Annotated in this window: 11 protein-coding genes, 2 rRNA genes, 1 pseudogene and 2 riboswitches (1 of these 16 only partly in view); of the genes and pseudogenes, 12 read left to right on the top strand and 2 right to left on the bottom strand. The window is 40.2% G+C overall.

Going from position 1 to position 21,099, the window contains the following annotated elements; genetic code table 11:
* Window positions 1-171: 171 nt before the first annotated feature.
* The gene (locus tag ACN6MT_RS02160) at window positions 172-1,614 is read right to left on the bottom strand and encodes a glycoside hydrolase family 1 protein (protein ID WP_419954633.1); all 1,443 of its coding nucleotides are present in this window, start codon (window positions 1,612-1,614) and stop codon (window positions 172-174) included.
* A 486-nt stretch (window positions 1,615-2,100) separates the two neighbouring features.
* On the opposite strand from ACN6MT_RS02160, the gene ACN6MT_RS02155 reads away from it, so the two are divergent.
* From ACN6MT_RS02155 to licT, 3 genes and pseudogenes are all read left to right on the top strand, one after another.
* A complete protein-coding gene (locus ACN6MT_RS02155; RefSeq protein ID WP_419954632.1) occupies window positions 2,101-4,023 on the top strand; it encodes a beta-glucoside-specific PTS transporter subunit IIABC in 1,923 nt (640 codons plus the stop codon).
* Between the two features lie 45 nt (window positions 4,024-4,068).
* Window positions 4,069-4,271: pseudogene (locus tag ACN6MT_RS02150) on the top strand (family 1 glycosylhydrolase); the annotation flags it as partial.
* A 112-nt stretch (window positions 4,272-4,383) separates the two neighbouring features.
* Window positions 4,384-5,214, top strand: coding sequence for a BglG family transcription antiterminator LicT (gene licT / locus ACN6MT_RS02145; RefSeq protein WP_034675409.1), 831 nt, complete (start codon window positions 4,384-4,386; stop codon window positions 5,212-5,214).
* 93 nt (window positions 5,215-5,307) lie between these two features.
* Here the strand turns inward: licT and ACN6MT_RS02140 are convergent, their stop codons facing one another.
* Window positions 5,308-6,459 (bottom strand): UDP-N-acetylmuramoyl-tripeptide--D-alanyl-D-alanine ligase, encoded by a 1,152-nt coding sequence (locus ACN6MT_RS02140; protein WP_419954631.1) that lies wholly within the window; start codon window positions 6,457-6,459, stop codon window positions 5,308-5,310.
* 231 nt (window positions 6,460-6,690) lie between these two features.
* Here ACN6MT_RS02140 and ACN6MT_RS02135 point away from each other — a divergent pair, with 231 nt between their 5' ends.
* The 9 genes from ACN6MT_RS02135 to ACN6MT_RS02095 all read left to right on the top strand — a co-directional run.
* Window positions 6,691-7,632, top strand: a complete 942-nt coding sequence (locus ACN6MT_RS02135; protein ID WP_419956365.1) for an AAA family ATPase — start codon at window positions 6,691-6,693, stop codon at window positions 7,630-7,632.
* A 2-nt stretch (window positions 7,633-7,634) separates the two neighbouring features.
* Complete coding sequence (locus ACN6MT_RS02130; RefSeq protein WP_419954630.1) at window positions 7,635-8,852, top strand: DUF58 domain-containing protein; 1,218 nt, start codon at window positions 7,635-7,637, stop codon at window positions 8,850-8,852.
* Window positions 8,849-11,050, top strand: a complete 2,202-nt coding sequence (locus ACN6MT_RS02125; protein WP_419954629.1) for a transglutaminase TgpA family protein — start codon at window positions 8,849-8,851, stop codon at window positions 11,048-11,050. Before ACN6MT_RS02130 ends, ACN6MT_RS02125 begins: the two co-directional genes overlap by 4 nt.
* Before the next feature lie 182 nt (window positions 11,051-11,232).
* A riboswitch (purine riboswitch) is annotated at window positions 11,233-11,334 on the top strand.
* Between the two features lie 134 nt (window positions 11,335-11,468).
* Complete coding sequence (gene guaA / locus ACN6MT_RS02120; protein WP_419956364.1) at window positions 11,469-12,989, top strand: glutamine-hydrolyzing GMP synthase; 1,521 nt, start codon at window positions 11,469-11,471, stop codon at window positions 12,987-12,989.
* Window positions 12,990-13,094: 105 nt separating this feature from the next.
* Window positions 13,095-13,196, top strand: a riboswitch (purine riboswitch).
* Between the two features lie 103 nt (window positions 13,197-13,299).
* On the top strand, window positions 13,300-14,625 hold the full coding sequence (locus tag ACN6MT_RS02115) for an NCS2 family permease (RefSeq protein ID WP_063253386.1): 1,326 nt from the start codon (window positions 13,300-13,302) through the stop codon (window positions 14,623-14,625).
* A 174-nt stretch (window positions 14,626-14,799) separates the two neighbouring features.
* A complete protein-coding gene (gene glcT, locus ACN6MT_RS02110; RefSeq protein WP_419954628.1) occupies window positions 14,800-15,642 on the top strand; it encodes a glucose PTS transporter transcription antiterminator GlcT in 843 nt (280 codons plus the stop codon).
* A 187-nt stretch (window positions 15,643-15,829) separates the two neighbouring features.
* Window positions 15,830-17,899, top strand: a complete 2,070-nt coding sequence (ptsG, locus tag ACN6MT_RS02105) for a glucose-specific PTS transporter subunit IIBC (protein ID WP_419954627.1) — start codon at window positions 15,830-15,832, stop codon at window positions 17,897-17,899.
* A 353-nt stretch (window positions 17,900-18,252) separates the two neighbouring features.
* A 16S ribosomal RNA gene (locus ACN6MT_RS02100) occupies window positions 18,253-19,802 on the top strand.
* A 195-nt stretch (window positions 19,803-19,997) separates the two neighbouring features.
* Window positions 19,998-21,099, top strand: a 23S ribosomal RNA gene (locus ACN6MT_RS02095); it runs 1,835 nt beyond the window's last position.
* Together the 16S and 23S rRNA genes form the textbook arrangement of a ribosomal RNA operon.

Raw genomic sequence — 21,099 nt, 5'->3', positions numbered from 1 at the left:
AAATTTCTAATTAAGCGGAAATTTTCCGTTTATCTCAGCTCGGGTGGCTAAATCTAACATGATCCAAGATAATAAAATTTCGTGGAACCTTAATAAATAGAGAAAGAGACGTATGCGAATTCATACGTCTCTTCCTGTGTCTTTTAATAAGAAAACACACGAATTTGATTCTTATAGTTCTTGCCCATTTGTAGCAATCACGTTTTTGTACCAGAAGAATGATTTCTTCTTACTGCGGTCAAGCGTACCACTTCCATCATCATGTTTATCTACATAGATAAAGCCATAACGCTTTGACATTTCGCCTGTTGATGCACTAACTAGGTCGATACAGCCCCAAGGAGTGTATCCCATTAAATCTACTCCATCTTCAATGGCTTCACCCATTGCATCGATATGGCTTCTTAGATAATCAATACGATAATCATCATTGATGGAGCCATCCTCTTCCACCTTATCATATGCGCCGAGCCCATTTTCTACGATGAATAGTGGCTTTTGATAACGGTCATATAATTGGTTAAGAGCAATCCGGAGTCCGGTTGGGTCAATTTCCCAGCCCCAATCACTAGCGCTTAAGAATGGGTTTTTCACGCCGCCAATTAGGTTACCTTGTCCAATTTCCTCTGGTGTTTTACTCTTTTTATCTGTGCGTGACATATAGTAACTGAATGAAATGAAATCAACTGTACCTTCCTTGATGATTTCTAAGTCACCCTCTTTGATCTCAAGGTTAATGTCGTTTTCTTTAAAGAAACGATTGGCAAACGCTGGATAAGCTCCTCTAATCTGTACATCACCACAATAATTGTTAAATAGACGCTCCTCTTGTAATGCGTGCATCACGTTTTCAGGGTTGCAATCATAGGAGTATGTCGGTGCATAAATAAGCATACAGCCGATCTGACTTCCTGGAATGATTTCATGTCCTGCTTTTACAGCAAGGGCACTTGCTACAAATTGGTGATGCAGTCCTTGGAAGCTATCTTGTAACTTTGTTTCTTCTGTCTCTGGTGAGAAACCAAGTCCCAGAAGAGGCATGTGTGTTGCCCCATTAATTTCGTTAAACGTTAACCAGTATTTTACTTTGTTTTTATAGCGATTGAACAATGTTGTTGCATAGCGCTCAAAGAAACCGATCACTTCACGGTTACGCCAGCCGCCATATTCTGTGATTAAATGCAGTGGAATTTCATAGTGAGAAATCGTAACAACCGGTTCAATATTATATTTTGCTAATTCATCAAATACACGATCATAGAATGCTAAACCTTCTTCATTTGCTTCTAACTCGTTACCTTTAGGGAATATTCGGCTCCACGCAATACTCATTCGATATGTTTTAAAACCCATTTCAGCAAAAAGAGCGATATCTTCTTTATAGCGGTGATAAAAATCAATACCATCGTGGTTTGGATAAACATATTTCTCACTATCGATCTTAAAATCAAAACCAGGTTCTCCAATAACCTTTAATCTTACTTTTCCACCAGGCATAACATCAGCAAGGTTCATTCCTTTACCGCCTTCAAGATAGGCACCTTCTAATTGATTAGCAGCTGTTGCGCCGCCCCATAAAAATCCTTCTGGAAATTGGTATGTTGATTGATTCATATAGTATCCCTCCATTTTTTTGGTTACGCTTTCTACTTGGGCAAATAAAAAAACCTAAACCACGCAAATGAAGACATAAAGGTCTCATAGATTACGTGATTTAGGTTTTGCCTGCATAACCAGTAACAATCCTAAAAGGTTGTTTGTTTAATTGCGTTTACTATAACATGATTTTTTTAGGGAAGCAAGGATTTTTGTAAACGTTATTTTTATGTATTTTTATATATATAAGATAGTTTACGGTTATCTATCAATCTACAAAATTTTTTAAAAAGAAAGCGTTGACACTTACCAAATACCCATGTTAAATTACACGTATCAAATAAAACTTAATAAAATTCCTTTGCAGGAATGTTACCTTAAGTGGGCATAACCTGATCCGATTAGAAACATCACGTTCAAAAATTACGTGTGTGTTGTTTCTAATCGGGTCAGGTTTTTTATTTGAAAAATATATAAATCAAATAAAGAAGGAAGTGTCAAAAAATGAAATATGAGCAATTAGCAAAAGATATTCTTGCAAATGTCGGTGGAAAAGAAAACGTTTCCAGTGTTGTTCACTGTGTTACACGCCTTCGCTTTAAGTTAAAAGATGAAAAGAAAGCAAATACAGAAGTGTTGAAAAATATGGATGGTGTTGTGACCGTCATGAAAAGCGGAGGACAATATCAGGTTGTTATTGGTAACCATGTTCCTGATGTTTATGCAGCTGTTTTAACAGTAGGAAATCTTGGTGCTATAAGCGAAAATACAGATTCAAGCAGTGATGAAAAACTTAGTATGGGTGCAAAATTTATTGACATGATTTCAGGCGTGTTCCATCCAATCCTTGGTGTTTTGGCTGCAACAGGTATGATTAAAGGATTTGCTGCTTTAATCTTGGCGTTAGGCTGGGTAGAAGCAACTTCAGGAACTTACCAACTATTGAATCTCGCTGGTGATGGTTTATTTAACTTCTTACCAATCTTCTTAGGGTATACAGCGATGAAGAAATTTGGCGGTTCACCGTTTATCGGGATGGCAATCGCCGCAGCATTGGTACACCCTACATTAGCAACATTAACAACAGGAGAAGTTTCACAGGTGCTTTTCAAAGGTACACTCTTTGAATCGCCAATCCACATTACATTCTTAGGAATTCCAGTTATTATGATGAGTTATGCGTCAAGCGTTATTCCAATCATTCTTGCAAGCTTTGTAGCATCTAAAGTAGAAAAAGGCTTTAAGAAAATTATTCCAGCTGTTGTAAAAGCATTCGTGGTTCCATTCTTAACAATTGTAATTATGGTGCCATTAACATTCCTTGCTATCGGGCCGATCTCAACATGGGCGGGTAGTTTGTTAGGGGCAGCAACGGTATGGATTTATGAGTTAAGCCCTGTTGTGGCTGGTTTGGTTCTAGGTGGGTTCTGGCAAGTATTTGTTATCTTTGGTCTTCATTGGGGACTTGTTCCAATCGCATTTAACAATTTGGCTACCATGGGTAACGACCCAGTTTTAGCAACTACCGTAATGGTATGTTTTGCCCAAATCGGTGCAGTTTTAGCCATTATATTGAAAACTAGAGACAAAGCATTAAAATCACTAAGCGTTTCAGCGTTCATTTCAGGTATTTTTGGTGTAACCGAACCAGCGATTTATGGTGTTACCTTACCACTTAAAAAGCCATTCATCATGAGCTGTATCGGAGGTGCGGTTGGTGGCGGTATCATCGGTGCTACAGCAGGAAAGTTATGGATGTTCGGAGGAATGGGTATCTTCGTTTTCCCAGCTTTTATTAAACCAGGTTCAGCTCTTGATATGTCTTTCTACGGATCAATTATTGCATTGGTTGCCGGTTTTGCAGTTGCATTTGTTTTAACTTATTTGTTTGGTGGAATTAAACAAGAGAAATCTTTAAAGTCAACAACTGATGCAACAACAGCCTCTAAGGAAGTAGCAGCAACAAAAGCTCAGCTTGAAGAAGTAGTAAGTCCATTAAATGGAGAAGTAAAGGCATTATCAGAAATTGAAGATGCTGCATTTTCATCCGGTGCGCTTGGACATGGTGTAGCGATCGAGCCTAGCGAAGGGAAATTACTCGCTCCTGTTTCAGGAACAGTATCAGCATTATTTCCAACGAATCATGCGATTGGCATTACAACGGATTCAGGTGCAGACATTTTAATTCATATTGGAATGGACACTGTTCAATTGGAAGGAAAGTACTTCAAGGCACATATTGCTCAAGGTGAATATGTGAAAAAAGGCCAATTACTAATTGAGTTCGATATCGAGCAAATTAAAAAAGCAGGCAAGCCGTTAACAACACCTGTTGTTGTTACAAATCACAAGGAATTTGGCTTAGAGTTGATGAAACAAAAGCATGTAAAAGCAGGAGATTCATTATTTAAACTAGACACAAAATAATAAATCATAGAGTACCTGTGAAAGCATGCAGAAATGTCTGAAGTGATTGAAGTCGGAGTAGAAATGATCGGCTATACCAGCTGGGGACCGATGGATCTAGTCAGTGCTTCAACAGGTGAAATGAAAAAGCGCTATGGCTAATTTATGTGGACAGAGATGATGAGGGAAATGGGACATTCAAGCGTTCGAAAAAGAAGAGCTTCGAATGGTATAAGGATGTCATTGCAACAAATGGAGAAAAACTATAGTATATACTATAATGTAGGAAAGCTTATACAGCTTTCCTACTTTTGAATCTCTAGATTTTTTCCGATCACTGTTCGAGTTATAAAACCATATTTCATATTTATAGGTGGTCATATGAAAATAGCCAAAGTTTACAATAATAACGTCATCAGCGCGTTTAATGAAAAAAACGATGAGTTAGTAGTTATGGGGAGAGGTCTGGCTTTTCAAAAAAAGCCTGGAGATCTTGTGGATGAAGAAAAGATTGAAAAGACCTTTGTATTAAAAAATAATGATATATCTGAGAGATTCAAAACTCTTTTATATGAAGTGCCGATGGAATACATGGAAGTAACGGAGGAGATTATCCAACTCGCTAAAGGCAGGTTAGGGAGAACTCTGAACGACAGCATTTATGTCTCTTTAACGGATCATATTCACTTTGCTGTAGATAGACACCGAAAAGGCTACGACATAAAAAATGCGTTATTATGGGAAATCAGAAGGTTTTATAAGGACGAGTATTCAATTGGTATGGAGGCACTAAGAATAGTTAAAGAAAAAGTAGGTGTTCTCCTACCGGAGGATGAAGCTGGTTTTATTGCGATGCATATCGTTAACTCAGGATTAAATGAGGAAATGCCGAATGTCGCTAATATTACGAGAGTAATGCAAGACATCTTAAACATTGTGAAATATCATTATAAGATCAGTTTTGATGAGGAATCATTGAATTATTTTCGTTTTGTGACGCATTTGAAATTTTTTGCACAGAGACTGTATAGCAAGAACTATATTGAAGATGATGATCCATTCCTATATGAGTCCTTTAAGCAGAAGCATAAAGAGGCAATGGAATGTACAGAAAAGATTAATGACTACATCCAAAATCAATTTGACTATAGTCTCACGAATAATGAAAAATTATATTTGGCTATCCATATACAGAGAGTGGTAAATCGCTAATTATGGTGAAGGAAAAGGCCTTTCAACAGTTCAACAAACTGCTGGAAGGCCTTTCTTCGTTAATGCATTTCCATGATTGAGTGAGCGAATATATTATACTTCGCCATAATTGGCTATTAAATATTTAACTACATCTTCCATCCTGGATTTGCGGGCACCTTTCACCAAAATAGCAGTACTTGGGGATAGATTAGTAAGGGCTTGAAATAGGCTTTCTTTTTGTTCAAAATGAATGACGCATTCTGGTGGCATCCCTTGTACCAGTGCAGACTGAGAAATCATTTTGGCAAGCTCGCCGGTCGTATAAAGGTAATCTACTTTTTTCTTGGCTAAATATGCGCCTACTTCCATATGTGCTTCTTGGGAGATGACACCTAGTCCCTTCATGTCTCCCAGGATAGCTATTTTTGTTCTATCCTTACCTACGTTAGTCAGAACGTCAATTGCCGCTTTCATGGCATCTACATTCGCACTGAAGGTATCGTCAATTACGGTGATATTATTGGAAAGTGTACTGGTGGCCATCCGCATGACAGGCTTGTTGTACTGCTCCAAACCTCGAGAAATTTCATCTGGCGTAAAGCCCAGCAAGTCACCAATAGCAATAGCGAATAAAGCGTTATAGATATTGTGGACACCATAAATCGGAATGTGAAATGGAAAATAGGTTTCATTTAGTTTTACGCGAAAATTCATTCCGCCTTCGATATATTCCACTTCTTCAGCACGATAGTCAGCCTGTTTATTGATTCCGACTTTTATTATGGTTCCAGGAAAGGAATCGATAAGCAAGTGCTTAGAATTTTCGTCGTCTGCATTGAATAAGAAAACACCGGATTGATCCATATGTTGAATCAGTTCTGATTTCGCTGCTGCCAATTTCGTTACGTCTCCGCCAAAGTTGCCTATATGAGCGGTGCCGATATTCGTAATTACGCCGATATTAGGCTTAATAAAACCGCAATGCTTGATGATGTGCCCGAAGTAAACGATACCAAATTCAACCACCACTGCTTGATGTGTATCTCTAAGCCTTCTTGCGCTTCTTTCGGTATTGATAAATGCATTATTCACATCTCTAGATTCGTATATCGTCCATCGTTGTCTTAAAATCGAAGCAATCATCGATTTCGTTGTCGTTTTCCCGGCACTCCCAGTAACCGCGATAGTTGGTCTCTGGTTAGTAGGAAATGGTTCTTTGTTCATCCTTTTGCCCCCAACACTAGTCATGATGTTATTCAGCAATAATAGGTTATGCTCCTCCTGGAAATCAGTGTGGGTTGTTTTACTTTCAAAATTAAAATGGTCCTTGCTTCAGGAGTGATGTGTTCTTAAGGAGGTTTATAATTCAATTACTTAGTTTTGAATATTTCGCTTCTTTTTACAGGAATTTCCGAAAGAAAAATAGAATACGTGAGATATAATGTTCTATATCGATAGAACTTTTAAGGAGGATATAAAGTGGCCCGAGAACAAATGAATCCCATAATAGAAAAAATTCTTTTAAACATTGAAAAGGTTATGATTGGAAAAAGGAATGTTGCCGAACTTAGCCTTATTGCCTTATTAGCAGAAGGGCATGTGCTCCTAGAGGATGTGCCTGGTGTTGGGAAGACGATGATGGTCCGTGCTCTTGCTAAGTCTGTAAATGCTAACTTCCGCAGGATACAGTTTACTCCTGACTTATTACCATCAGATGTAACGGGAATTTCAATTTATAACCCAAAGGAAATGGAATTTCAATTTCGGCCAGGACCATTGATGGGGAACATTATTCTCGCAGATGAAATTAACCGAACTTCGCCAAAGACCCAATCTGCTCTGCTTGAAGGAATGGAAGAAGCAAGTGTAACCATTGATGGAGTCACCCATCGGCTTCAAAAGCCCTTCTTTGTAATGGCTACACAAAATCCCATAGAGTATGAAGGAACTTATCCCCTGCCTGAAGCACAGCTGGATCGCTTTTTATTGAAAATGAAAATGGGCTACCCCGAAGTGGATGAAGAAATAGAAGTTTTAAATCGAGCACAAAAGGTACCGCCAATTGAAGACCTTCATCCAGTAATTGACCTAGAAGGATTAATTGCATTACAAAAAGAAATCAAAGAAGTCTATGTGGATCCAACGATTAAACGCTATATTGTTGATATCGTTAACCTAACTAGAAAATTTGCTGGAGTGTACCTTGGCGCCAGTCCAAGGGGATCAATTGCCCTCATGAAAACGGCGCAGGCTTATGCCTTTATGTACGGCCGTGACTACATCCTTCCTGACGATATTCAGTATTTAGCACCGTTTGTTTTATCTCACCGGATCATTTTGAAATCAGAAGCAAAATTTGAAGGAATTTCAGCTGAAGAAATTGTTACCCGAGTCATTGCAAGAATTCCTGTTCCAATACAAAGGCTTGTGAAGTAACAATGAAAAAGTTATGGATTCCATTCAAAAAGGTATGGAAGTTTGTTGTCTTACTATTTTTGATTCTGCTTACCTTTTCTTACGCCATGTTTCAAGGTGGATTTGTAAGCTGGTTTTTATTTTATAGCTTTTTGCCTTTTGCCCTTTATTGTGTTGGTTTATCCTTTTATTCTTTGAATGAGCTGGAAATAACACGACATATACCAAAAAATGACTACAACGCGGGTGAAACGTTAAAGGTAACCGTAAATGTAAAGAGAAACTCTTTTTTTCCTATAGTTTATCTGCTCATAGAGGATCATCTAGATGATTCTCTCAAACACTCCCAGCAGAAAAAGAAGGCAAAGGCATTGCTGCTGCCAGGCTTTAGGAAGGAATTTACCTATGATTATGTTATTGATGAACTTCCAAGGGGGGAGCATATATTACAAGGTTTTATTGTCAGAACCGGTGATATTCTCGGTCTAGTGGAGAAAGAAAAATCTCAAACATATGTAAGTAAAATCATTGTCTACCCTGCTTATACAGAGTTACTGTACCGCCCCTTTGAAACCCATTTTGATCAGGGTATGACTGCTTCAAGAGAACGGGTACAGCGTGATACCACATTGGCGATTGGTGTCCGGGATTACCAGCCTGGTGATCGGTTTTCATGGATTAACTGGAAAGCCTCTGCAAAACGAAATGAAATCATGACAAAGGAATTTGAACAGCGTCAATCTCATGATGTATTTGTTGTAATGGATTGCGTACCTGATAAGAATTTTGAAGCAATTGTCTCCTTTACAGCTTCTTTATTACGTACCGTTTTGAAAAAGGGAGCACAAATTGGACTTTTGACGATTAGTCGAGAAAGAGCTTCCTTTCCTATAAGGGGTGGGGAAACCCAACTGCACCAGCTTTTCTATCATTTAGCAAAGATAGAAGCAAAGAGTCCTTCCTCGTTTGAAAAAGTGTTAGAAACCGAGGGGATGTTTACCCAGCAAACAGTATCATTCTTGCTGGTGTCAGCACAATTATCGAAGCCTTTATTAGAGAAGGCTGGGTTCCTAGGGCAAAGGAAAGGAAAGATTACCTTATTCCTCATAAAAGGAGAAAAGGAATCTCCTACTCAAGAAGAAAGGTCGTTAATTGCATTGGCGAACGCACGAAATGTACGTGTAATAATGGTTCATGAAGGGCAATTTGCATCTGCCTTTTCGGAGGTGAATTTGCGATGAAAAGAGATTTTCAGTCTTTTCTTTTATACTTGTTTGGTTTTTTGCTTTTATGGGAATGGCTTCGACCAGTCGAGCAATTAACGGAAACAGACCATATTGAAATGTTTGTGATCTTTATTTTATTATCGTTTCTATTAGCCTTTCTGAGGATGAAGTGGATTTGGCAAACGATAGTAAAGTTATGGTTTATCTTCTTTTCGCTTAATATGTTTCATTATGAGGAAGGTTTTTTTCGATTTACTTGGCTGACTTTTTTTACGAATGATTTAACTGCAAATTTTAAGATGATTATCGCTCGCAATTGGTTAGGGATGACCAATGAATTCAGGACCTTTTTGTTGTTTATTCTCCTTTGGTTAATGGTGTATTTAGTCCATTATTGGCTTTTGAATCGGAAAAGGCTTTTCATTTTCTTCTTTATGACACTCATTTATATAACCGTTTTAGATACATTCACATTATATAGTGCAAAAACAGCCATTGTCCGAACGGTTGTAGTTGGTTTTGCTGTAATGGGAATGTTAACCTATTACCGAATTCTCGCTAAGGAAAATGTAATTAGTGATTCCTTTACTATTCGAAAATGGATGAGACCGTTAGTTTTCATGATTGCTTTTAGTGTTATCACTGGCATTATAGCCCCAAAGTTCGCACCAATATGGCCAGACCCTGTTCCATATCTAAAGGCTGCCAGCAAGAATGACAGGGAGGACGGACCAGGAAATGGGATTGCTAAAGTAGGCTACGGCACAGATGATTCTCGTTTGGGTGGTCCATTTATTGGGGATGATAGTATCGTTTTTCGGAGTGAAGCAGTTGAAAAAAATTATTGGAAGGTAGAAACAAAGGACCATTATACAGGTAAAGGCTGGATTCCTTCTGAATCCACTCCCTTCCGAATAGGAGGAGAGGATGTAATACCTATTTTCCCGATCCCTTCTAATGTTGAAACACGGGTTGAGAGTGCCTCCTTATTTATGTTTATGGATTATAATCACCTCATTTATCCGGCCGGTATCCAAAGGGTACAGTTCCAACGTAATTATATGTTAGAAATCGACTCAACAAAGGAAAAAATTTCAATATTGAACAACACGGACTCTAGTCCCATTGCTCCTGATTCTTATTCAATGGAGTATAAGGTACCGAAATATCATGCTGCTGATCTAAGGGAAACAATTGCCGCAGATCCCGAACAGGTTGACGCAGAATTTGTTACGAGATATACGCAATTGCCTGATAACCTGCCCGGTCGAGTGAGGGAGCTAGCTGAGAGTATAACGGAAAAAGAATCAAACTGGTTTGATAAAGCAAAAGCTGTCGAGCGCCATTTTGGCGGCTCTGGATTCACCTATAGTCAGAGTGATGTAGCCATTCCGGGAGAAAATGATGATTACGTAGATCAATTTCTATTTGAAACAAAAATAGGATATTGTGATAATTTTTCCACCTCGATGGCGGTGCTGCTCCGATCAATAGGAATTCCTACACGCTGGGTAAAAGGTTATACTGGCGGGGAATTTCTAGAGTACAGTGAAGATGATTCTTCAAAACAAATTTATGAAGTTACCAATAATAATGCCCATTCATGGGTTGAAGTCTATTTTCCTAATCAAGGGTGGGTTCCATTTGAACCGACAAAGGGCTTCACCAATACTATTTCCATTGATTATACAAATGATGATGGAACAACTCCTGCAACTGAAGCAACAGCTCAGCCAACACCTAAGCCACAGCAGGATGTGGAGAAAAATAGCAGCAGCTCACAGAAAAAAGATCAAACTTTTTCATTTAATGGATTCTGGATTAGCGCAAAAGTCTTCTTAGATAAAAATTGGAAATGGATTGTCATTTTCGTTTTGGTAGTTATTGGTACAATCGGCCTTATATATAGGCTGCGAGGAAAGTGGATCCCGCGTTTATATTTATTTCAGTTCCGAATGAGAAAAAAAGATGAAAATATCGGTAAAGCCTATCTTATCCTTTTAGACCAATTAGAGCGTTATGGTTTAAAGCGTAATCAGGGACAAACATTGCGAAATTATGCCCGATACATTGATACCTTCTTTGCAACTAGAGAGATGTCTAAGCTGACGGATAGATATGAGCAATATCTATATCATCAAAAACTCCCCGAAGGAAGCTGGAAGGATTCACGGGAATTATGGGAAAATTTAATTAAAAAGACAATAGCTTGACCGATAAAACAACCTATTGTTACAATAAGGCGTAAAATTAATGTGTAGTTGCAGCGCCTAGGGGCTTGTGAAAAAGGAAAACACTTTTTCCTCGGTCATAAGCCAATCCGTCAGAAAAGTTGAAGAACAACCTTCCCGCCGGCTCGTCCTAGACTCACAACCCTGTGCAAGGCGCTTCCGCTTCTCGAATAATAGATTTCCTTCATATATCCTCGAAAATAAGGTTCGAGAGTCTCTACCGGGTTACCATAAACAACCTGACTATGAAGGCAGAATTTCGGCTTTAGCAATTAAGAGAAAGCTAGAATTCTGCCTTCCTAGTTTTATTTGGAGGCGGAATTCTAGTTTTTTTTTTGTTTTTGAAGTAAATACTAACCTTAATATTTTGGAAGAGGTGGACGTGTTGACAAATACAGATATGATTGTGGTTTTAGACTTTGGAAGCCAGTATAACCAGTTAATTACACGTAGAATTCGTGAGTTCGGTGTTTACAGTGAACTTCATCCTCATACGATTACGGCTGAGGAAATTAGAAAAATGAATCCAAAAGGAATCATATTTTCAGGTGGACCGAATAGTGTATATGATGAAAATTCTTTCCGCTGTGATGAAGAAATTTTTGAAATGGGTCTTCCTATCTTAGGGATTTGCTACGGTATGCAGCTAATGACTGTTCACTTTGATGGAAAAGTTGAAAAGGCCAAGAACCGTGAGTACGGAAAAGCTGTCATGAATATTCAAAATCAAAACAAACTATTCCATGATTTGCCTGAGGAGCAAATCGTTTGGATGAGCCATGGAGATTTAGTAGTGGAAGCACCAGCTGGTTTTACCGTTGATGGAACAAACCCGCACTGCCCGATTGCAGCAATGAGTGACGAGGCAAGGAAACTTTATGCGGTTCAATTTCACCCAGAAGTTCGTCATTCTGTATATGGAAATGAGCTTCTTAAGAATTTTGTCTTTAATGTATGTGACTGTAAAGGCGATTGGTCAATGGAAAACTTTATTGAAGTGGAAATGGCGAAGATTCGCGCTCAGGTTGGCGATAAGAAAGTTCTTTGTGCCCTTAGCGGTGGTGTAGACTCATCTGTTGTGGCTGTGCTTATTCATAAAGCAATCGGTGATCAGCTGACTTGTATTTTTGTGGATCATGGTTTACTTCGAAAGAATGAAGCAGAGAGTGTGATGAAGACCTTTGCTGAAGGCTTCCATATGAATGTTATTAAAGTGGATGCAAAAGAACGTTTCTTATCTAAATTAGAAGGCGTCTCTGATCCTGAGAAGAAACGTAAAATCATTGGCAACGAGTTCATTTATGTATTCGATGATGAAGCAACTAAGCTTGAAGGAATTGAGTTTTTAGCACAAGGAACACTCTATACTGACATTATCGAGAGTGGAACCGCTACTGCACAAACGATCAAATCTCACCATAATGTCGGTGGGCTGCCTGAAGATATGCAATTCAAATTAATCGAACCATTAAATACGCTGTTTAAAGATGAGGTTCGTGCACTGGGTACAGAACTTGGAATTCCGGATGATATTGTTTGGAGACAGCCATTCCCTGGACCAGGTCTTGGAATTCGTGTTTTAGGTGCGATTTCGGAAGATAAACTTGAAATTGTCCGCGAATCTGACTGGATCCTCCGCGAAGAAATTAAGAAGGCGGGACTTGATCGTGAAATATGGCAATACTTTACTGTACTACCGGACATTCGCAGTGTTGGTGTAATGGGTGACACACGGACTTATGATTATACAATTGGTATCCGCGCCGTTACGTCAATTGATGGGATGACATCTGATTGGGCGCGTATCCCATGGGATGTGCTCGAAGTTATTTCTACTCGAATCGTTAATGAAGTAGCTCATGTTAACCGAGTTGTTTATGACATTACCAGTAAGCCGCCTGCAACTATTGAGTGGGAATAAATTTAAAATAATACTTCTAAAAGCGAACGTTTTTAAATATAATTTTAAAAACGTTCGCTTTTTTATTTACAAGTTGGGAAATCCCTGATAAGATAAAGGAGAAGTAAATAATTTGTCGATTTAACTCGTATAATATTGGGGATATGGCCCAAAAGTTTCTACCGAGCCACCGTAAATGGCTTGACTACGAGGCAGTGATAATCGGAGGGATATTCCTCTTTTTTACACTTGCCCCAAGTCAAGCGTTCCGGTAGAATTCGGAACGTTTTTTTCGTTTTAAAAAGATATATATTCCTAGGGGGAAGAACAAATGCAAAAATATTTTATGTTCAAGGAATTAGGGACGAATTATCGCCGTGAGATTATTGGCGGCATGACCACCTTCTTGGCAATGGCCTATATATTAGTGGTAAACCCGCTAACATTAACACTATCAAGTGTACCGGATTTACCAGATTCACTTCGTATGGATTATGGAGCAGTGTTTGTAGCCACAGCATTAGCTGCAGCGATCGGTTCTATTGTGATGGGGTTACTTGGTAAATATCCACTTGCATTAGCGCCGGGTATGGGCTTAAACGCATTCTTTGCTTACTCTGTTGTGTTAGGAAGCGGCGTTCCATGGCAGCATGCTCTAGGAGCAGTCTTCATTTCCGGTGTTTTTTTCTTTTTGCTGACATTAACAGGTTTACGTGAGAAATTAATCAATGCTATTCCTATAGAGTTAAAGCATGCAGTCGGAGCGGGTATTGGTTTATACATTACATTTATTGGATTACAGAGTGCTGGTATTGTAGTAAACAATGATGCAACATTGGTTGGTTTAGGTGATTTGACGGCTGGACCAACATTACTGGCTATTTTCGGAATAATTATTACGGTTATTATGATGACCAGAGGAATTAATGGAGCAGTATTCTTCGGAATGATTATTACAGTTATCGTAGGAATGATCTTTAATCTAATTGAAACTCCAGATAAAATCGTCGACTCTGTTCCAAGTTTAGCTCCTACATTTGGAGCGGCATTTTCTTCCTTAGGCGATAGTTCATTCTACACAATGGGGATGCTTGGAATTATCTTGACTCTATTGTTTGTTGATTTCTTTGATAATGCTGGGACACTTGTGGCAGTGGCAAATCAAGCAGGAATGATCAAAGACAATAAGTTACCACGTGCTGGCAGGGCGTTAATTGCTGACTCAGTAGCAACAACTGTTGGTGCCGTACTTGGTACTTCTACGACAACATCTTATATTGAGTCATCTGCTGGGGTAGCGGCAGGTGCGAGAACAGGGTTTGCTTCACTTGTTACAGCAGCATTGTTTATATTATCACTGTTCTTCTTCCCGTTACTATCAGTTGTTACCGCCGCCGTTACAGCACCAGCATTAATCATTGTTGGCGCATTGATGGTTGGTTCATTAGGGAAAATTGAATGGACAAAATTTGAAGTGGCAGTTCCAGCCTTCCTTACGATGATTGCTATGCCTTTGACCTATAGCATTGCAACAGGGATTGCGATTGGGTTTATCTTTTACCCAATTACTATGATCGTTAAAGGGCGTATGAAGGAAATTCATCCAATCATGTACTTATTCTTTGTTATTTTCGTTTTATACTTCTTATTTCTATAAGGAAGTCAAGGGAGCCTGTGAGCAATCACAGGCTCTTTTTTTATATTGGATTGTTAATACATAACAAGAGGATTTCGTATAAGGGATAGCTGTCGAATAATGTCGTTGACTTCTTGTTTTGTCTCTTATAACATGAGAATACTAAGGTAATTCGGATAAGATGGGGAGGAAGGCATGGCGAAGCTATTAATTGATAAAGTATTAAATAACAATGTTTTGATTGCACAGCATCCTTCCTATGAAGAAGTTGTCTTAATCGGTAAAGGAATAGGCTTTAATCGGAAACAGGGAGATTTTATTGAAACAGATTCGGTAGAAAAACTATTTGTGCTTAAAAATGAAAAGGAACAACAAAATTATATTAAATTGCTTCCTTTTATTGATGATGATCTACAAGAAGTGATTATATCTGCTATTGGAATTATAAAACAAAGAACCCATACACAATTAGATGAGCATATCCATGTTGCATTGACCGATCATTTAGTGTTTGCAATCAATAGAGTATCTCAAGGTATGGAAATGAGTAATCCCTTCCTGGTGGAAACAAAAACGCTCTATCGGCATGAATATGAAATTGCTTCTGAGGTTGTTGATTTTATTAATGAAAAAACGGGCATCTCTCTGCCGGTAGGAGAGATAGGTTTTATTGCTCTCCATATTCACAGTGCTATGACAAATAGAAATTTATCTGAAGTGAATCAGCATTCACAGCTCGTCAGCAAACTGGTAAAAATGGTGGAAGAGCAGTTTGAGATTGATATCGATAAAGAGAGTATTGATTATATGAGGCTTGTGCGACACCTTCGTTTTACCATCGAGAGGGTGGTTAAAGGGGAAAAGGTAGATGAGCCAGAAAAAATATCTTTTCTATTGAAACAAGAATATCCTGTATGCTATAATCTCTCATGGAAGCTCATTAAAGTGATGCAACAAACATTGAAAATGAAAGTATTTGATGCAGAAGCTGTTTACTTAACTATGCACTTGCAGAGAATACAGAAAAAATTTAAATAGTTATTATTTTTTACGTGTTACTGATTCGATCAGGCATGAGTGAAAAGTATTAATTGAAACCAAGGCTTTTGGGTAATCTATACCCGTAGTCTCATTTCAATTGAACTTTTACTCATGCCTTTTTTGTGTTTTTGTGGTAAATGAAAACGCTTAATGAGCTATATGAAAAATTGGAGGTATGTATATTATGTTTAAAAAAGCTTTTGGCGTCTTGCAAAAAGTTGGTAAAGCATTAATGCTCCCAGTTGCGTTGTTGCCGGCTGCTGGTATATTACTTGCTTTAGGAGCCGCGCTCTTAAATCCAGCACTTTTAGAAATAGCACCATTCTTAGATAATAGCACGGTGGCATTGATTGCTTCTGTTATGCAAAATGCCGGGAATATTATCTTTGGAAACTTACCGCTCTTATTTGCGGTTGGTGTTGCTGTAGGGTTAGCTGGTGGAGAAGGAACTGCTGGTCTGGCTGCTATTATCGGTTACCTAGTTATGAATGTAACAATGGGTACTGTACTTGGTATTACAGCTGAGGATGTTAATGGTTTAAGTTATGCGAGTGTACTTGGAATTCCTACTCTTCAAACAGGAGTATTTGGTGGTATTATCGTCGGTATACTAGCAGCATCTATGTACAATAAGTTTTTTGAAATTGAATTACCATCTTATTTAGGATTCTTTGCAGGTAAACGTTTTGTACCTATCATTACTGCTGCATCTGCTCTTGTTTTAGGAATATTGATGATTTTCATTTGGCCGCCAATTCAAAATGGTCTAAATGCATTCTCACAAAACATGGTTCATGCAAACTTAACAATTTCTGCATTTATTTTCGGTGTCATTGAAAGATCGTTAATTCCATTTGGATTACACCATATTTTCTATTCGCCATTCTGGTATGAATTCGGAGAATATACAACAAAAGCAGGAGAAGTGGTTCGTGGAGATCAACGTATCTTTATGGCTCAGATTACAGACAATGTTAAGAATTTAACAGCTGGAACATTTATGACAGGTAAATTCCCATTCATGATGTTTGGACTACCAGCTGCAGCACTGGCTATTTATCATGAAGCTAAGCCTGAAAAGAAAGTTTTTGTCGGAGGATTAATGGCATCGGCTGCCCTAACATCTTTCTTAACGGGTATTACAGAACCTATTGAATTCTCATTTTTATTCGTAGCACCAATTTTATTTGCTATACACGCGATTTTCGCGGGATTCTCGTTTATGATTATGCATATGTTAGATGTAAAAATCGGAATGACTTTCTCAGGTGGTTTAATTGACTATATTCTTTTTGGGTTAATTAACCCGCAAACAAATGCGTGGATTGTTATACCGGTAGGTCTTGTCTTTGCGGTTGTATATTACTTTGGTTTCCGTTTTGCAATTCGTACGTTTAATTTGAAAACTCCAGGACGTGAGCTAGAGGAAGAAGAAAATCAAGCACCAACTGGTAAAGCTAACTCTGGTGACTTGGCTTCTAACATTTTAGATGCGATGGGTGGTAAAGGGAATATTGCTCATTTAGATGCATGTATTACCCGTCTTCGTGTGTCGGTTAATGATATTAAAGATGTTGATAAAGACCAACTAAAAAGACTTGGTGCAGCAGGTGTCTTAGAAGTAGGAAATAATATTCAAGCGATCTTTGGACCGCGCTCTGAAACCATTAAGGGTCAAATGAAGGATATAATGAATGGTAAAAAGCCAAGCACAACCGTAAAAGCTCCTGAAAAAGGTGTGGAACAGCAAATCGAGGAAATTAATCCAGAAGCACTTCAAACTGCACGTGGTAATGAAGATGAAGGGTTTATGGCGCCGTTAAAAGGTGAATTAAAGCCAATTACAGAAGTGCCTGACCAAGTATTTGCAGGGAAAATGATGGGTGACGGCTTTGCGATTGTTCCTGCAGAGGGTACAATTGTATCACCGGTAAACGGTAAAATCGTTAACCTATTCCCAACAAAACACGCAATTGGAATTCTATCTGATACTGGACGTGAAATTCTTATCCATGTTGGAATCGATACGGTCAATTTAAAGGGCCAAGGGTTTGAGACGTTAGTTTCTGAAAATGATATTGTTGATCAAGGTCAGCCATTATTAAAAGTCGATTTAGATTACATTAAAGAACATGCTACATCTACCATTACACCAGTTGTCTTCACTAACTTAGCTGAAGGTGAGAAGGTAGTAATTGAAAAGCCTGGTCAAGTTAACTTAAAACAAACAGGAATTATTAAGATTACGAAATAAAGTGAAGCCGGCTCAAAGTATGAGCCGGCTTTCTTCTATATATATATTGCAGTTAAATGCCGAAGTGAAAATTAATATCAATATACTGTTGACGTTAGCTGGCAAAGGTGTTATTATATTTTAGCAGTCGTTAATGGCGTGTTAATAACACGTCGGTGTTAAAAACTTTTTAAAAAAGGGTTGACGCTTAGTTAACGAAATGATATAGTAACAGAGTTGCTTCTGAGCAAGTTTGCTTTTGAAGCGGAAAAGATTATTTGCTCTTTGAAAACTAAACAAACAAGAACGTCAACAAACAATTTTTTAGCTTTTTATAAAAGCTAAGCCAACGTAACAAAATGAGCTAATCAACTTTCTTGGAGAGTTTGATCCTGGCTCAGGACGAACGCTGGCGGCGTGCCTAATACATGCAAGTCGAGCGAATCTTGAGGTGCTTGCACCTCTTGGTTAGCGGCGGACGGGTGAGTAACACGTGGGCAACCTGCCTGTAAGACTGGGATAACTTCGGGAAACCGGAGCTAATACCGGATAATCCTTTTCCTCTCATGAGGGAAAGTTGAAAGTCGGTTTACGCTGACACTTACAGATGGGCCCGCGGCGCATTAGCTAGTTGGTGAGGTAACGGCTCACCAAGGCGACGATGCGTAGCCGACCTGAGAGGGTGATCGGCCACACTGGGACTGAGACACGGCCCAGACTCCTACGGGAGGCAGCAGTAGGGAATCTTCCGCAATGGACGAAAGTCTGACGGAGCAACGCCGCGTGAGCGATGAAGGCCTTCGGGTCGTAAAGCTCTGTTGTTAGGGAAGAACAAGTATCGGAGTAACTGCCGGTACCTTGACGGTACCTAACCAGAAAGCCACGGCTAACTACGTGCCAGCAGCCGCGGTAATACGTAGGTGGCAAGCGTTGTCCGGAATTATTGGGCGTAAAGCGCGCGCAGGCGGTCCTTTAAGTCTGATGTGAAAGCCCACGGCTCAACCGTGGAGGGTCATTGGAAACTGGGGGACTTGAGTACAGAAGAGGAAAGCGGAATTCCACGTGTAGCGGTGAAATGCGTAGAGATGTGGAGGAACACCAGTGGCGAAGGCGGCTTTCTGGTCTGTAACTGACGCTGAGGCGCGAAAGCGTGGGGAGCAAACAGGATTAGATACCCTGGTAGTCCACGCCGTAAACGATGAGTGCTAAGTGTTAGAGGGTTTCCGCCCTTTAGTGCTGCAGCTAACGCATTAAGCACTCCGCCTGGGGAGTACGGCCGCAAGGCTGAAACTCAAAGGAATTGACGGGGGCCCGCACAAGCGGTGGAGCATGTGGTTTAATTCGAAGCAACGCGAAGAACCTTACCAGGTCTTGACATCCTCTGACACTCCTAGAGATAGGACGTTCCCCTTCGGGGGACAGAGTGACAGGTGGTGCATGGTTGTCGTCAGCTCGTGTCGTGAGATGTTGGGTTAAGTCCCGCAACGAGCGCAACCCTTGATCTTAGTTGCCAGCATTCAGTTGGGCACTCTAAGGTGACTGCCGGTGACAAACCGGAGGAAGGTGGGGATGACGTCAAATCATCATGCCCCTTATGACCTGGGCTACACACGTGCTACAATGGATGGTACAAAGGGCTGCAAGACCGCGAGGTTTAGCCAATCCCATAAAACCATTCTCAGTTCGGATTGCAGGCTGCAACTCGCCTGCATGAAGCCGGAATCGCTAGTAATCGCGGATCAGCATGCCGCGGTGAATACGTTCCCGGGCCTTGTACACACCGCCCGTCACACCACGAGAGTTTGTAACACCCGAAGTCGGTGGGGTAACCGCAAGGAGCCAGCCGCCTAAGGTGGGACAGATGATTGGGGTGAAGTCGTAACAAGGTAGCCGTATCGGAAGGTGCGGCTGGATCACCTCCTTTCTAAGGATAATGCAGTCCTTGTGGACTGATAAAACGTTGACTGTTACTTGTTTGTTTAGTTTTGAGGGAGCAATTCTCTCAAAGCTTTTTTTAATCGTTCTTTGAAAACTAGATAATCGTAAGAAGAAGTCAAAGTAAAACCGAGAATCGCCACATTAGTTTTTCTCTCTTATTTAGTAAGAGTATAACCATTTAGGTTAAGTTAGAAAGGGCGCACGGTGGATGCCTTGGCACTAGGAGCCGATGAAGGACGGGACTAACACCGATATGCTTCGGGGAGCTGTAAGTAAGCTTTGATCCGGAGATTTCCGAATGGGGGAACCCACTACTGGTAATGGAGTAGTATCTTTACCTGAATACATAGGGTATTGAAGGCAGACCCGGGGAACTGAAACATCTAAGTACCCGGAGGAAGAGAAAGCAAACGCGATTCCCTGAGTAGCGGCGAGCGAAACGGGACATAGCCCAAACCAAGAGGCTTGCCTCTTGGGGTTGTAGGACACTCAACATGGAGTTACAAAGGAACGGGGTAGATGAAGCGATCTGGAAAGGTCCGTCATAGAAGGTAAAAACCCTGTAGTTGAAACTTCGTTCCCTCCTGAGTGGATCCTGAGTACGGCCGGACACGTGAAATCCGGTCGGAAGCTGGGAGGACCATCTCCCAAGGCTAAATACTCCCTAGTGACCGATAGTGAACCAGTACCGTGAGGGAAAGGTGAAAAGCACCCCGGAAGGGGAGTGAAAGAGATCCTGAAACCGTGTGCCTACAAGTAGTTAGAGCCCGTTAATGGGTGATAGCGTGCCTTTTGTAGAATGAACCGGCGAGTTACGATCCCATGCAAGGTTAAGTTGAAGAGACGGAGCCGCAGCGAAAGCGAGTCTGAATAGGGCGTATGAGTATGTGGTCGTAGACCCGAAACCAGGTGATCTACCCATGTCCAGGGTGAAGTCCAGGTAACACTGGATGGAGGCCCGAACCCACGCACGTTGAAAAGTGCGGGGATGAGGTGTGGGTAGCGGAGAAATTCCAATCGAACTTGGAGATAGCTGGTTCTCTCCGAAATAGCTTTAGGGCTAGCCTCACGTTGTAAGAGTCTTGGAGGTAGAGCACTGTTTGGACTAGGGGCCCTCATCGGGTTACCGAATTCAGACAAACTCCGAATGCCAAAGACTTATCCGTGGGAGTCAGACTGCGAGTGATAAGATCCGTAGTCAAAAGGGAAACAGCCCAGACCACCAGCTAAGGTCCCAAAGTTTACGTTAAGTGGAAAAGGATGTGGAGTTGCTTAGACAACCA

Source organism: Neobacillus niacini (assembly GCF_048572935.1).
Classification (GTDB): domain Bacteria; phylum Bacillota; class Bacilli; order Bacillales; family Cytobacillaceae; genus Neobacillus; species Neobacillus niacini.
The sequence above is the reverse complement of the archived record's forward strand: the minus strand, read 5'-3'. Positions and strand labels throughout refer to the sequence as shown.

Bases quoted from the DNA above. Each gene is read 5' to 3' on its own strand.
- ACN6MT_RS02160 (WP_419954633.1), bottom strand. From the start codon at position 1,614: ATGAATCAATCAACATACCAATTTCCAGAAGGATTTTTATGGGGCGGC.
- ACN6MT_RS02155 (WP_419954632.1), top strand. From the start codon at position 2,101: ATGAAATATGAGCAATTAGCAAAAGATATTCTTGCAAATGTCGGTGGA.
- licT (WP_034675409.1), top strand. From the start codon at position 4,384: ATGAAAATAGCCAAAGTTTACAATAATAACGTCATCAGCGCGTTTAAT.
- ACN6MT_RS02135 (WP_419956365.1), top strand. From the start codon at position 6,691: ATGAATCCCATAATAGAAAAAATTCTTTTAAACATTGAAAAGGTTATG.
- ACN6MT_RS02130 (WP_419954630.1), top strand. From the start codon at position 7,635: ATGAAAAAGTTATGGATTCCATTCAAAAAGGTATGGAAGTTTGTTGTC.
- ACN6MT_RS02125 (WP_419954629.1), top strand. From the start codon at position 8,849: ATGAAAAGAGATTTTCAGTCTTTTCTTTTATACTTGTTTGGTTTTTTG.
- guaA (WP_419956364.1), top strand. From the start codon at position 11,469: ATGATTGTGGTTTTAGACTTTGGAAGCCAGTATAACCAGTTAATTACA.
- ACN6MT_RS02115 (WP_063253386.1), top strand. From the start codon at position 13,300: ATGCAAAAATATTTTATGTTCAAGGAATTAGGGACGAATTATCGCCGT.
- glcT (WP_419954628.1), top strand. From the start codon at position 14,800: ATGGCGAAGCTATTAATTGATAAAGTATTAAATAACAATGTTTTGATT.
- ptsG (WP_419954627.1), top strand. From the start codon at position 15,830: ATGTTTAAAAAAGCTTTTGGCGTCTTGCAAAAAGTTGGTAAAGCATTA.